The sequence below is a fragment of the Taibaiella helva genome, assembly GCF_003545695.1.
In the GTDB taxonomy this organism is placed as follows: Bacteria; Bacteroidota; Bacteroidia; order Chitinophagales; family Chitinophagaceae; genus Taibaiella; species Taibaiella helva.
The window spans coordinates 219166-232301 of record NZ_QUZZ01000001.1 but is presented as its reverse complement, the minus strand read 5'-3'; the positions used below and the strand labels follow the sequence as shown (position 1 = coordinate 232301).

The window sequence follows — 13136 nt, the reverse complement described above, 5'->3', positions numbered from 1 at the left end:
GCATTCGAAAATAAACCTTAACATGAAAAAATTACTGCTTGCCGCCATACTCTGTTCTGGCTTTAACCTTAAAGCACAGGATCTCGCTTATAAGATACCCCAAGCGGCCGTAGCCGTGGCCTCCGTAAAAGGAGCTCAATTCCTGGAGCTATGCACTGTGGGCGAATTCAACAATTCCGTCCTGGGCAAAAAGCTGGCGGAAGGCATCAAAAAAGAAGGTAAGGGCACGCAGTATAGCGGCATAGAAGATCTCGGGTTGCAGCTGCAGGGAACCGCTTATTATTATTACCTGCCTACAGATAGCATCAGCTACAATTGCCTGCTGTTCCCCCTGGGAGATGTCAGCCGGTTTGAACATATCCTTGGCAGCGCGGCCAAAAGGATCGAAAGAAAAGGCACGACACGTTCGCTGTACGACCATAGCGAGAACACGCTGCTGCTCTGGAATGATCAGACGGCGCTCCTGGTTGTGGGTTCGCTTAAGCTTTCTTATTTCGACACCGATTCTCTGCGGGCGGCACACTACGGCATCAAAAGAGTGAACTACGGCGACTATTACCGCGATGAATACACGGCAGATGCGTTTGCTGCCGACACCGTGGTGGCCGCTGCTGCCGACAGTGCCTGGAATATAGCTGCCGGCGCTGCACCTGCCTCCGGGGAGGATGCTGTAGCCGTCGATGAAGATGTAAAAGTGGCGGAGTACATTCCCGGGCCGGTAGCTACGGATACAGCAGGGATCATAGAACCACCGGCAGCGATCGACATTGCAGCGCCGACAGTGGTGGAGGCACCCCCTATGGTAGTCGCAGAAGTGGCCCAACCCAGCTACTATGACCAGGAAGCTTATAACCGGGACTACGAAGCACAAAAGAAAATACAGGACCGCCTGACCCGGGACTGGCTGAGCCGCTATGCAGCAAGCGCCTTTGAAAAGACAAGCGGTCCCTCTGTGCTGGACAATCCCGATTTCCTGCGCAGCCAGGACAAGAATGCAGCCGCGACTTTCTACCTTTCCGGTATGCAGAACCTGTACAACAGCTTCAGCACGCCTTTATATCCTGCTTACCGCTTCAGCGGCCTGGGCAATCTGCTCCAGGGCTATGGCAGCATCAACGCCAAGTTTTACCTGGAAAAGGAGAAAGCATATATCAATACCGAAATGATGCTGGAAGAAGGGAAAGCAGCCGCTTACAAGAAAATATACGCCCATAAGCCCAACAAACAATTTGCACGCTACATCAACAGCGATAAGCTGGTAGGCTTTATGAGCTACTCTTTCGATACCGAGCATTACCTGCAGGAGCTGCCCGATCTGCTGCGCCCCGCCTTTTCACAGTACCTCGGTATCCGCTACGGTGAAGAAACCAGCATCGGCGCCGACCTGTTCTCTTTGCTGCTGGACGAAAAAGCAGTGGCTAAAGTGATCAAAGGCGATGCTGTAGTGCTCTTCACCGATATCGGCCCCAAAGAATATACTTATACGACCTACGAATATAACGACGATTACGAACGTAAGGAAGTAACGAAAACCAAGACAGAGACTGTTCCCGACTTTCTCTTTATGATGTCCTCCGACGATCCCCGCATTATCGAACGCCTGCTGAACTATGGCGTACATAAAGAGCGGATCACGCTGAAGAATGGTATCTACTCTTTCGATGACAAACTTACCGGCAGCTCGCCTTTCAGGTTGCATATGCTGATCAAAGACGGCATCGTCTTTTGCGGCACGGCCTACAGGGATATCCAGCAGATCGCCGCGGGTACCTACCAGGGCAATATCTCAAAAGAGCAGAAGGACTTGTTGCTGAAGAACAATATGGCCCTGTACTTTAACCCGAAAAGCATGATCGGCAAGCTGCCCCGCGATGAGTTTGGTGGATACCGCAAGCTCGAAGCGCTGAATACTTTGCTGGGCAATACCGGGCCTATGTATGCCCGCACCACCGGCATCAAAGGCAACCGCATCTCGGGCGAGCTGGTGGCCCAGGTACCCGGCAACAAAGAAAACGCCCTGAAATATTTCCTTTCTATGATCGAGTATGCGACCAAACTGGATTAAACAATGAAACGGTTCCTGTTGATCACTGCTGCCGCCGTGGTGCTCGCCGCGCTTTTCTTCTGGGGCTATATCCTGTACCAGCAACAGACCTCATACGATACCCTCATACCGGCCAACACCGCGACCCTGGTCCGGGTGGATATGTATCGTATCTACCGGAGCCTCAGCAGTTCCCTGTTCAAACGTCGCCGTTCCGAACGCCATTTTTTCAAAGGCCTTTCTGTGCCGGCCAATCTTTTTTGCTATACCTTAAAAGACGGGCCAGAGCATACCTTATTCACAACCTTACCCGTCGATGATACCACTGCCCTGACGCAATCCCTGGCCGGTATGGGCTTTAGCCGGCTGCCGGTTCCAGCCGGGAACATGACATTCGCCGCGAACAGCAGCCAGACCTGTGTCCTGGCTTATAATGAAGCACACGTAGCCTTCGCTTTTTCGCCGGCGAAAGAAGCGGTGCAGGAAACATTAGCCCGGTTGCTGAAGCAGGAAAATATGATAGCGGTTTCCCAAAGCGCCTTCAGCAAGATCAAATCGCTGGACGGTCATCTTACTTTACTATCAGAAAAAGGAAAAGGCCGGCTTGATTTCCGGAACGGATCTATCGCCGCTGAGCTGGACTGGCAAGCCGACAGCATCAAAACCTGGGAACTTCCTATGGAACGGGCTGCAACGGGAGATGCGTTAGACCTTTACTGGCTGGGCCTCGCACCGCAATGGCTGGCAGGAAAGCAATTTAAGGCAGGCGATGTCGTCATCAGCGGCGATAGCCTGCTGGCCGCTCATCCGCGGGGATTCATCCTGAAGATAGGGGAAACGGTTGTGCAGAAGGATTCTGTAGTAACCTATGATTATAATGACGATTTTGAAAAGGTCGCTACCGTATCGGTGAAAGAAAACAAGGTTCCCGGCATAAGGCTGCAGGTACTGGCAGAGGCCACGCTCTATGATTACCTGCGCCGGGCCGGTATGGTGTCGAAAGACAGTAATATACTGCAGCCTGAGGTGTTCCCCTTATATAAAATATACACTGGTACTTTAGCCGGAGGGCTTTGGGCCGGCACTTCGGCACAAGCGCCGGCGCCGGTTCCGGAATTAGCCACAGGACCTTTCCTCTTTTATCTGCAGGCCGATTTTGACCGACTGAAACAGGTGCCCGATCTGGCCTGGCTGAACCGCTATACCTCGCCCTTCAAATCGGTTTCTGCTCATGCCCGGCAGCTGCGCGACAAGCGGATCGTGCTGGACCTGAGCCTGACCTGCAGGAAACCGGATGAGTCGGCTTTGCTGCAGCTGCCGCAGCTATTCTGAATTGGGTCGCTGGTAACGTTCTGCAGCCTTCGCCAGCCGCTTCCGGATACGGGAGGCCAGGAAACGGGGGGCCAGCACCTTTATGCATTCGCCGAAGCCCAGGATCTCCCGCTCCAGCTCAAAGTTGGGCACCACATCGATACGGATGGTAATACTGTCCTCCTGCTCGGCGACTACTTTCTGCGAGGCGTGCAGCGGCTTGGTCAGCACATACGGCGCATTGTAGCGATCCACTTCCAGGATCACCTTATGCGCCCTATCGCGCTCGCTCTTGGTTACGCCCAGCAGGTCGCCGTAGTAAACTTCAAAGTCAACACCTTTATAGTCGACAAAAGGCTCATGCGGCAGCTCCTGGAATTCGATGATCCTATCCAGGGCCAGGGTCAGCAGCACGGCTCCCTTCTTCGGCTTACAGATCACGAACCAGCGGTTGCGGTATTCTTTCAACAGGTAAGGATAGTAGATGCTCTGCTGCGATTGCTGCGCTTTAAATGATTTATACTCGATCAGCAGGGAGCGGTGGTTGCGTATGGCCTGGTACAAAGGGTTGATATGCTCCAGGCCTTTCAGTTGCTTGTTGCTTTCAAACTGTATATAGTTGCGGCTCTGGTTGGTCGACTTGTACAGGTTGTTCTCCAGCCTGGCGATCATATCGCTCATCTCATCGAAATAGTTGAAGCCATTGAACTGTTTCAGCACCCCTACGATCTCTTTCATCTTATCTACATCGGCGCCGTTGATCGGCGCTTTAGTAATGCTGAAATCACGGTCTTCATAGCTGTAGTACTTGCGGTCCGTCACGACGATGGGCGCATTATAGCCCAGCTTGTCGCTGCGCATGATCTGGATATCGCCCTGAATCGTCCGGCGGCTTATACCGGTAGCGATGCCTTCGCGGTCGTACAGCACTTCCGCCACTTTTTCGATAAGGTCTTCCAGGGTCCATTTCCGGAAACGGTTGCGCAGGCAATCGTCGATGGTTTTGTACCGCAGCAGGGCCAGCTTATTGATCGCCATATATTCAATTTAGGGGATGAAGCTACAAAAGACTGCTTAAAATGCGCAATATAGCTGCGCAGTTATTTCAACAGTTGGCTATTTTGGAAAAAATATCCGTCCAATACAGCGCTGTTTCAGCTCATTGAGTCCGGATTTAAAATTTTTCTTTACTACGCAGATATGCTGCGCATAGATAAGGCCATCTTTGCTTTATCAAAACAAACCCTAGTTCTTTAAAAGATCGTTCAGGCGAAAGCCTTCAAGATATTCCCCTTGTGAGGGGAATAGCAGTCCCGCATGACGAGTATCCCGGTTGCCTGTTTCGGTACAGCAGGCAAAGTAGGAAGGGCCCTTGCCTGTTCCTATGCTGATGCAAGGCATGAGGATTGTTTCCTAACGCCGGGTCGCGGGTTCAACTCCTGCTCTCCTAACAGAGATAGCTCAGCTGGTCAGAGCACGGCTTTAGGTTGTGTATACGGGTTCGAATCCCGTTTCCTACTCTGCAGGAATAGCTAAATGGTATAGCGACAACCACCACAGAAAAAGAAGGGCGACTTTTCAAATGCCCGCCTATGGCGTGTGCCAGACTTCAGCCGGCCGGGCCTGTGCCCGGAGGTAACTTGCCCGGTAGCTCTGCAAAGACATGATGCGGCCGGTGTCGCCGGGAGCCTCCGAATTCGAAGTACTCCTTACCTGCATTACAGGGAAGGCTGCAATCGACGGGACGACGCTCCGGGAACAACCGAAAGCCAATGTCTTTCCGTTACAGGGAAAGGAAGCCTGGCAACATACCATTTATTGAAATAAGTAATAGTCCCTATAAAAACAGAGAACCATGAAAAAGATCAGGATCAATGCCAACTCGGTTGGCCTCGTATTCAGGAAAGGCGTATTGCTGCGTGTATGGAAAGAAGGTACCTATCGCCTTGGCTTCGGCGAAGAGATCGAGATCCACGACTGCGGCAAGCACGTACAGATCAGCCACGATATGGATGTATTGCTGCAGCACCCCGAGTTTGCCGCTGAGGTCACTGTAGCTGAGGTAGCGGATAATGAGCTGGTCCTGGTCTACCAGAACCAGAACTTCAAAACCCTGTTGGGTCCCGGCCGCTATTTCTACTGGAATGGTCTGAATGCCCACCGTTTCATCCGGACCAATACCAGCACACTGGATATTGACGCCGTCATCGACAGCAACCTCTTTGAAAAGGCGCCCCTGGCCGCCTATATCCGTAGCTATAAGGTGGAAGCCTTTGAAAAAGCCTTGCTGTTCATCGATGGAAAGTACAATAAAGAGCTGGCCCCCGGCCAGTACTACTTCTGGAAGAACACTACAGCGATCCAGGTGATCAAAGCCGATATGCGGCAGCAGGCTATGGACATCAACGGTCAGGAAATACTGACGCGGGATAAGACGCAGCTGCGCATCAACTTCACGATCCAGTACAAGGTAAGGGATATTCAAAAGGCGTTGTACGATAACCGGGACTACGATAAGCAGCTGTACACCCTGATGCAGCTGGCCCTCCGTGAATTCGTAGGCAGTCTGAACCTGGACGAGCTGATGGACAGCAAGGACCGGATCGCAGAAGCGGTAAGGCAGCAGTCCCTGGAAAGGGTTGCCGGACTGGGTATCGAGCTAAACTACTGCGGCGTGAAAGACATTATCCTTCCCGGCGATGTAAAAGAGATCCTGAACCAGGTGCTGATCGCGGAAAAGAAGGCCCAGGCCAACATCATCACCCGGAGGGAAGAAACCGCTTCTACGAGGAGCCTGCTGAACACGGCGAAGCTGATGGAAGACAACCAGATGCTGTACAAGCTGAAGGAAATGGAATACGTGGAAAAGATCGCGGAAAAGATCCATACGATCAGCCTTTCCGGGGGCGGACAGATCGTCGATCAGCTGAAGCAGATCTTCATTAAACAGTAAAACAGCGGCCCGGTAATGATCTTCATTCCGGGCCCGCTTTTAAAAAGTAAAATCCCATGAATAAATTTGAAAGACTAAAACAAGACCTTGAAACCAAAGGATGCGGCAGTATGAAGGCCTACGGCCAATCGATGCTGCCCCTGCTGAAAAGCGGCAGCCTGCTCACCTTTGAGAAGGCTGCTACTTACGAGATCGGAGACATTGTATTCTGCAAAGTCAGGGGTCGTTATATCGACGCCCATAAGATCATTAAGAAAGATACCAGCAAAGAATTCCTGATCGCAAACAACCATGGCTATGAAAATGGCTGGACCAGGATCATCTATGGCCGCGTGGTCACAGGAGAATACCAGAATAAGGTTATATTTGAAAGAGGAGGTAAGTGATGCTGCATACAGCAAACATATTGGTCCTGGACCTTGAAGCGACATGGAACATATCTATCACAAAGGAAAATACAGGAGCGGTGAACGGGACAGGCACTTGCGTCCGTATCTGAAACGTAAAGGCAACAAGGCCTGGCATAAGGACGCCGCGCTGCATATAGCACAGGAGCTGGAACAAACAGATTGGGTGTAGCGCCATGGCGTAAAGAGAGAAAGGCGCCGGTGATCCGGGTAAAGATCACCATGGGTGAGCGAAACCGTATCTACAGCCGCTACAGAAGCTACCATTCGGTTAAGGCATTCGACAATGTGATACGCCGCAACACGGTTGTACGTGCCTTTATATACGAACAGAATATTTTAATAGAAAAAAATGAGAACAACTATACTTGATCAATTAAAAGCAATAGAGCAGGAAAAAGGCGTTGATATATTGTTTGCCTGCGAATCGGGCAGCAGGGGCTGGGAATTCCCATCACCGGATAGTGATTATGACGTGCGGTTTATCTACAGGCGCACCTATGAGCAATACCTTTCCATCACCGGCCACGAAGACCTGTTGCGTTTCCCCATAGACAACGAGCTGGACCTGAATGGCTGGGACCTGCGGAAAGTACTGCAGCTGATCAGCCGGTCCAATACAACACCGTTCGAATGGCTGCAATCGCCTATCGTGTACCGGGAAGCGCCCGGCTTCCGCGATGAGCTGTGGTCGTTATGCCCTCTGTACTTCAGCCGGAGAAGCAATATATATCACTATCTCGGCATTACCAAAGGTGCGCTGGACACCATGGATAGCACCGGTGCCATTAAAGTAAAGAAGCTGTTCTATGTGCTGCGTCCCCTGCTGGCCGCACGCTGGAATATGGAAAAGAACAGTATTGCGCCAATGAGCATCCAGCCCCTGATGAACCTGATGCCGGAAACCCTGCAGCTGAAGGTAACCGCATTGATCGCACTGAAGGCTACCATGCCTGAAGGTTACAGCATAGCGCCGGACGAACACCTGATGGACTGGATAAGCCAAACATTTGAACAGTGCAGTCAGTTTGGTAGCACATTACCGCGGGATCAGTTCGATACCGGGCCCTTAGATAACTTTTTTATACGGAACCTGAACAACAATGACCCTGCCCGAATTAAAAGATAAAGGCCTGCTGCTGCTGGAATGTATCAGCGGCAGCAGGGCCTATGGCCTCGACACGCCGGCCTCCGATACCGACATCAAAGGTGTTTTCTACCTGCCGAAGGATCAGTTCTATGGACTGAACTATATATCCCAGGTGAACAATGAAACCAACGATGAAGTCTATTATGAGCTGGGACGCTTCGTAGCATTGCTGCTGCGCAATAACCCCAATATGCTGGAATTGCTGGCCACACCCGGAGACCTGGTGCTGTACCGGCATCCCATCATGGAAACACTGCGACCGGAACTGTTCCTGTCGCGGCTATGCCGTGATACTTTTGCCGGCTATGCGTATACACAGGTAAAGAAGGCCCGCGGCTACAACAAGAAAGTATCCAGACCCATGGCGCCGGAAAGGAAGAGCGTTCTGGATTGCTGCTTCGTAACTGAAGGGCATCAATCCCTTCCTGTAGCGGAATGGCTTCGGCAGAAAGGCTACCGGCAGGAAGATTGCGGCCTTACCGCGATCCCGCATACCAAAAGACTCTATGCCCTATTCCATCGGCCCGGCGCAGGATACAGCGGTATCGTCAGCGGTATGGACGCCAACGAGGTTCGCTTGTCTTCCATACCCAAAGGACAATGGCCGGAGACCTATCTTTACTTTAACCAGGAAAGCTACTCCGCGTATTGCCGTGAGTACCGGGAATACTGGGAATGGGTAGCTAAAAGGAACGACGCGCGCTACCAGGGCAATAAGGCACATGGGAAAGATTACGATGCCAAGAACATGATGCATACCATACGCCTGCTACAGGTAGCCGAAGAGCTGCTCCGAACCGGCGTACTGAATGTGAAGCGGCCCAACCGGGAAGCGTTGCTGGCCATCAAGCGCGGGGAATATGAATACGAAGCTTTGCTGCTGATGGCCGAAGAATTAATGGGCGCCATCAGGCAGGCGGCAAAGACCAGCCCCCTGCCGGAACAACCGGATGAACAACAAGCAACGGCGCTGCTGGTAAAGCTGCGCCAGCAATTATACACCTAGACCTGTCAACGATATATGCTGCAGATGCACATCACCGGGGACAGCAGGAAAAATGCTATTGTCAAGAAACAGCTTTTCGATGAAGCGATCCGCGACCGGTATTATATCGAGTTTGTGCTCGACGACCGTAACCAGGTGGTGGATATGTGGCGTGATGAGCTGAAGCTGCCGTCCTTCCAAGTCTACTACGGTGACTTCTGATCCTAAAAGCAAATGCTAAGGCCGGGAATGAAGTAGAATCCTTCCCGGCTTTTTTTATTGTCTGTAATGTTTCAGCGGGAAAAACAATCAAGCGGGTATCGTATTTCATTTATTTTCTCACAACGGCACAGAGATCGCGAAGCAGTTGTTCGTTTCTTCCATGAGCCCACAAAGAGACTAAGTATCGCTAGATAAAAATCCCGCAGCGCCGTGTCGCTGCAGGAAAGGCACCACCATTCTTCTTACATGCCTCAGCGCCCCGGTGAGCAATATTGTACAAAGGGTTAGAGAAAAAAAGCGATCGGGCTCCTTCATTCCACATGCTGCGCAAGCTGCACCAGGATAACCGTGGCGCGTTTACAAATGAAACCGCATCTGTTCATAAGCGTTATTGGCCTCTTGTCTTTGTGAATAAAAAAGTTTCGCTACACAGCAGGGAATCAACTATCTATCCTGTTTCCCCATTTAAGAAACGCCACCGGAGGTAAAAAATTTTCCACTGCGCAGATGCACTGCGCAGTAGCAAAAATATCTTTGTCCGGAAATAAAAACACTATGATAATCCGGATCAAAAGCCCCAACGACAACCTGCTCGATCTGTTGTTCAAGAACCCCGATACGGACTTCGGACTGTACTTCAAACCCTTGAAGAACGGTGTGGTTGCCGGCAACGTGGTTTCTGCACACGAATACGAGGTGGTGTTCCAGGATACGCAAGCCAGCTATAGCCCGGAAGAGGGCAACCCGCTGGACTTCCAGAGCCATTGCAGTCCCCTGGCCCTGCTGCATATCTGCACCGAATTGTTTGCCCATATCCTTAAGGACAAAGCGAGCTTCCGGGAGCAGGAGCTGAAATGGCTGGGCCAGACGCAGGGTGCGCTGGATACGCATCCCTGTGCGATCATGGTACCCACGCTGTATATTCATTCCAGCTGGTACCGGGACGGACAATACCTGCTGTCGCAGTATTTCCCCGGCGTAGCGGTAACGCACCGGAAAGGACGGAATTTTTCGCTCGTGATCACAGCCGCCAGCGTATTCGAGGCTTTCAACCTACTGAACCTGGTCGCCCTGCTCACGCATGTGACCAATGAATACGGGCTCTTTCAATACATCGACGATACTTTTGCTGCAAAATATGTGCGAGTGCTGACCAATATCGAACAGGTTCCCTATTTCGTTTTTTACTTGTACGCGAAGAGGGCGGTCAAATCGCTCAGGCAGTTCCAGCTGGTAAAGCCGGTGATGGAGCAATACCTTGCCGGGCAGGGTATCGTTGCCGACCTTAGCTGGTACGGCACACAGGAAGACCGCCAGTTGTTTATCACCAATCGACTGGATACAGCTACAGCGGTTATGGATGTCGGCTGCGGCGAGCTGCGCTATTATAAGCGGATGATGAATAAAGGTCTTAAGGCCACTTACTATGCGATAGATGAGGACGAACGTTTTGAGCAGCACGGTGCAGGCATCGCCCGCCGGATAGAAGCGGATAACCTGCGTTTCTTTACCTGTCTCGACAACTGCCGGCCCGAAGAGCCCGTCAATATCATTATGAGCGAGGTGATCGAGCACAATCCGCTGAACGAAGCGGCAGGCCTGATACGCAAGGTGTTGACCTATCCTTTCCGGCAGATCATTATCACAACGCCTAATGCCGACTTCAATACCTTCTACCGCGAAGATAACCGGTTCCGGCACGAGGATCATCACTTTGAGCTGAGCCAGGCAGACTTCCGGCAACTGATCAGCGATTGTGTGGAAGACAGGGTGGACATCCGGACTGAATTTGCACAGATAGGAGACAAGCTTAATGGTATACAACCGACTCAAGCCTGCATTATCAGCAGGAACAAAAATGATTAGCTATGGCAACACAAGACATCACAAAAGCTGAAGAGCTGAAGAAGCTAAGGTCCAGGATCGATTGGTTTTGCGACAACAAGGTGAATGCCTTTTCTCCAACGATTTCCCCGGCGCCGAAATCGGCGGAGCGGAATGAGATCGAAAGCATTGCCGAAGGGATCCGTTATTTCGCAGACAAGGGTATTACCCGCTTGCTGATACAGCAAAAATATATGGGCTCTTACTGCGACATCTACCTGCATAAAGCGCTTGAAGAAACCTATTTCGTGAGCCGTAACGGGCACCGGATACGGCACATCGACCTGGAAGCCGCCCAAAGCGCCTGCCGCGAGCTGCATGTAAAGTTCGACTGGGAAGGTCTGAGCCTGGTGATCATCCAGTCGGAGCTGATGCCCTGGGGTGTGCTGGGGCAGGGCCTTATCGATAACGAATTTGAAGGCTACCTGGATGCGCACCGGCAGCACGCAGGATTCCTGGAACAATCGCAGCTGTATGCCAAAATGAAGCAGGTAAAGGAAAGCGAGCCCTACCTGGCATATACCCGGGACAAGGCAAGCCTTACGGACAAACAGCTTAAAGATCGCTACCCGGCACATATACAACGCCAGTACAATGCGCTCGACCAGTTTGCAGTGCTCGACCTGGAGACCTACCGGCAAGGCATTGCTATATACGAAGAGCAGATCGGGCACTTCGGCAAAGAGCAGCCCCTGCACTTCAAGCCTTTCAATGTGCTGAAGAAGATCTACGACGATGGCCGGGAGGAGCTGCCGGACGATAACCGGAGCTACAGCCTCGTCAATGATGATGAAATGCTGGTGCTGGACCTCAGCGAAGGCATGGTGGCTGCAGAGACCGAAAGAGCTTACCGTTGGTTCGATGCGCTATCCGGCAACAAAGAGGAAGGAGTAGTGATCAAGCCGGTAAAGGCTTTCAACGAAGGGCTGCCGCCGGCGTTAAAGATCCGTAACCCTTATTATCTCACCATGATCTATGGCGTGCATTTTCTCCGGGACCTGCCACAGCATATCCGGAAGCGGAATACAGGGCGAAAACTAGAGTGCTCTATAGCCGACTGGGCTATCAACCTGGAGCTGCTAAAGGTCCCGTACCGGGAGATCGATAAAGAAAACTACCACCTGAAAAACCTGGTCTTCGACCGAATCATGGGAGAACAGGCAGAAGCCTTGCTGGATACCCGCCTGTAAAAACGATAACGATGAGCAGAACACCTCAATTGCTGATATTGGTCGGTGCGCCCGGATCGGGCAAGTCCACCTTTGCCCGCTATCACCTGCGGACCCACACCAACTGGATGCGGCTAAGCCGGGACGATTTCCGGCAGATGCATTTTACTTATTCCTTCCTGCAGGACCAGGAAGAGCGGAAGATCACGCGGATGATCGACGCTGCTATTGCCTCCCTGCTGGCGGAAAGGACCAATGTGATCCTGGACGCAACGCATACGCAGAAGAAATACCTGGATGAATATATTGACAAGTTCAACACCGTCGCCGATATCCATTTCAAAGTATTCGAAGCGCCTGAAGCGGTTTTGTACCAGCGCTGCGAAGACCGGTACCGCGAGACGGGCAAGCGCATCCCAAGGCAGGCGATACAAAAACATATGGCCAATCTTGAAGCGCTGAAGAAAGTATTTTCGTTCGACCCGGTGCTGAAAAGGAGTAGGGAAAATCATTACCGGGATCAGGACCAAAGCCTGCCTAAAGCGCTGATATGCGATCTCGACGGCACGCTGGCATTGCTGAACGGAAGGGATCCTTACAATGCCGCTTCCTGCGAAGACGACCTGCTGAACCTGCCGGTGGCCAACCTCCTGGTACAATACCGGCAGCTGGGCTACCGCATCCTGCTGGTATCCGGGAGGGAAGCGGTGTACAAAGTGCCGACCATGCGATTCCTCGAACGGCACGGCATTCCCTTCGATGAGCTGCTGATGCGTCGGGAGAACGATAGCCGGAAAGATGCCCTGATTAAAAAAGAGCTCTTTAACCGCTCTATTGCAGGCCGGTACTTCGTTGAATTTGTACTGGACGACCGGAACCAGGTCGTAGACATGTGGCGGGAAGAGCTCAATCTACCCTGCTTCCAGGTTTTCTACGGCGATTTCTGATCGCTTTTTTATCGACATAAAGTATAAGGGAGCAGCCGGCGAGGCTGCTCCCTTCGTTGTAGAT

The 13136-nt window shown here is 51.8% G+C and carries 13 protein-coding genes; 12 read left to right on the top strand and 1 reads right to left on the bottom strand.

What is annotated here, in order from left to right:
• Window positions 1–22: 22 nt before the first annotated feature.
• Both DZC79_RS00990 and DZC79_RS00985 read left to right on the top strand, forming a co-directional pair.
• A complete protein-coding gene (locus DZC79_RS00990) occupies window positions 23–2065 on the top strand; it encodes a hypothetical protein (RefSeq protein ID WP_118949679.1) in 2043 nt (680 codons plus the stop codon).
• Window positions 2066–2068: 3 nt separating this feature from the next.
• The gene (locus DZC79_RS00985) at window positions 2069–3376 is read left to right on the top strand and encodes a hypothetical protein (protein ID WP_118949678.1); all 1308 of its coding nucleotides are present in this window, start codon (window positions 2069–2071) and stop codon (window positions 3374–3376) included.
• Here the strand turns inward: DZC79_RS00985 and DZC79_RS00980 are convergent.
• Complete coding sequence (locus DZC79_RS00980) at window positions 3368–4393, bottom strand: helix-turn-helix transcriptional regulator (RefSeq protein WP_118949677.1); 1026 nt, start codon at window positions 4391–4393, stop codon at window positions 3368–3370. The two genes, DZC79_RS00985 and DZC79_RS00980, sit on opposite strands and share 9 nt — an antisense overlap.
• 817 nt (window positions 4394–5210) lie before the next feature.
• Between DZC79_RS00980 and DZC79_RS00975 the strand changes: the two genes are divergently transcribed.
• The 10 genes from DZC79_RS00975 to DZC79_RS00935 all read left to right on the top strand — a co-directional run bounded on the left by DZC79_RS00975 (window position 5211) and on the right by DZC79_RS00935 (window position 13072).
• Window positions 5211–6308, top strand: a complete 1098-nt coding sequence (locus DZC79_RS00975; protein ID WP_118949676.1) for a slipin family protein — start codon at window positions 5211–5213, stop codon at window positions 6306–6308.
• A gap of 56 nt (window positions 6309–6364) precedes the next feature.
• The gene (locus tag DZC79_RS00970; protein WP_118949675.1) at window positions 6365–6694 is read left to right on the top strand and encodes a S24 family peptidase; all 330 of its coding nucleotides are present in this window, start codon (window positions 6365–6367) and stop codon (window positions 6692–6694) included.
• Between the two features lie 43 nt (window positions 6695–6737).
• Window positions 6738–6887 carry a hypothetical protein gene (locus DZC79_RS21035; RefSeq protein WP_157976841.1) on the top strand — a complete coding sequence of 50 codons (150 nt, stop codon included), beginning with the start codon at window positions 6738–6740 and terminating at the stop codon, window positions 6885–6887.
• Window positions 6878–7087 (top strand): hypothetical protein, encoded by a 210-nt coding sequence (locus tag DZC79_RS00965; protein ID WP_118949674.1) that lies wholly within the window; start codon window positions 6878–6880, stop codon window positions 7085–7087. The genes DZC79_RS21035 and DZC79_RS00965 overlap by 10 nt, the downstream gene beginning before the upstream one ends.
• Window positions 7068–7844, top strand: coding sequence for a nucleotidyltransferase domain-containing protein (locus tag DZC79_RS00960; protein WP_118949673.1), 777 nt, complete (start codon window positions 7068–7070; stop codon window positions 7842–7844). The genes DZC79_RS00965 and DZC79_RS00960 overlap by 20 nt, the downstream gene beginning before the upstream one ends.
• Window positions 7819–8871, top strand: coding sequence for a DNA polymerase beta superfamily protein (locus tag DZC79_RS00955; RefSeq protein ID WP_118949672.1), 1053 nt, complete (start codon window positions 7819–7821; stop codon window positions 8869–8871). The genes DZC79_RS00960 and DZC79_RS00955 overlap by 26 nt, the downstream gene beginning before the upstream one ends.
• Window positions 8872–8895: 24 nt before the next feature.
• The gene (locus tag DZC79_RS00950; protein ID WP_157976840.1) at window positions 8896–9072 is read left to right on the top strand and encodes a phosphatase domain-containing protein; all 177 of its coding nucleotides are present in this window, start codon (window positions 8896–8898) and stop codon (window positions 9070–9072) included.
• A gap of 555 nt (window positions 9073–9627) precedes the next feature.
• Window positions 9628–10938 carry a methyltransferase domain-containing protein gene (locus tag DZC79_RS00945; protein ID WP_118949670.1) on the top strand — a complete coding sequence of 437 codons (1311 nt, stop codon included), beginning with the start codon at window positions 9628–9630 and terminating at the stop codon, window positions 10936–10938.
• 2 nt (window positions 10939–10940) lie between these two features.
• Window positions 10941–12146, top strand: coding sequence for a hypothetical protein (locus DZC79_RS00940; protein ID WP_118949669.1), 1206 nt, complete (start codon window positions 10941–10943; stop codon window positions 12144–12146).
• Between the two features lie 11 nt (window positions 12147–12157).
• Entirely contained in the window at window positions 12158–13072 is a 915-nt protein-coding gene (locus tag DZC79_RS00935) for a phosphatase domain-containing protein (protein WP_118949668.1), read from the top strand.
• Window positions 13073–13136 lie beyond the last annotated feature (64 nt).

Excerpts from the sequence above, each read along its gene's own strand:
- DZC79_RS00990 (WP_118949679.1), top strand. The coding sequence starts at position 23 with ATGAAAAAATTACTGCTTGCCGCCATACTCTGTTCTGGCTTTAACCTT.
- DZC79_RS00985 (WP_118949678.1), top strand. The coding sequence starts at position 2,069 with ATGAAACGGTTCCTGTTGATCACTGCTGCCGCCGTGGTGCTCGCCGCG.
- DZC79_RS00980 (WP_118949677.1), bottom strand. The coding sequence starts at position 4,393 with ATGGCGATCAATAAGCTGGCCCTGCTGCGGTACAAAACCATCGACGAT.
- DZC79_RS00975 (WP_118949676.1), top strand. The coding sequence starts at position 5,211 with ATGAAAAAGATCAGGATCAATGCCAACTCGGTTGGCCTCGTATTCAGG.
- DZC79_RS00970 (WP_118949675.1), top strand. The coding sequence starts at position 6,365 with ATGAATAAATTTGAAAGACTAAAACAAGACCTTGAAACCAAAGGATGC.
- DZC79_RS21035 (WP_157976841.1), top strand. The coding sequence starts at position 6,738 with ATGGAACATATCTATCACAAAGGAAAATACAGGAGCGGTGAACGGGAC.
- DZC79_RS00960 (WP_118949673.1), top strand. The coding sequence starts at position 7,068 with ATGAGAACAACTATACTTGATCAATTAAAAGCAATAGAGCAGGAAAAA.
- DZC79_RS00955 (WP_118949672.1), top strand. The coding sequence starts at position 7,819 with ATGACCCTGCCCGAATTAAAAGATAAAGGCCTGCTGCTGCTGGAATGT.
- DZC79_RS00950 (WP_157976840.1), top strand. The coding sequence starts at position 8,896 with ATGCACATCACCGGGGACAGCAGGAAAAATGCTATTGTCAAGAAACAG.
- DZC79_RS00945 (WP_118949670.1), top strand. The coding sequence starts at position 9,628 with ATGATAATCCGGATCAAAAGCCCCAACGACAACCTGCTCGATCTGTTG.
- DZC79_RS00940 (WP_118949669.1), top strand. The coding sequence starts at position 10,941 with ATGGCAACACAAGACATCACAAAAGCTGAAGAGCTGAAGAAGCTAAGG.
- DZC79_RS00935 (WP_118949668.1), top strand. The coding sequence starts at position 12,158 with ATGAGCAGAACACCTCAATTGCTGATATTGGTCGGTGCGCCCGGATCG.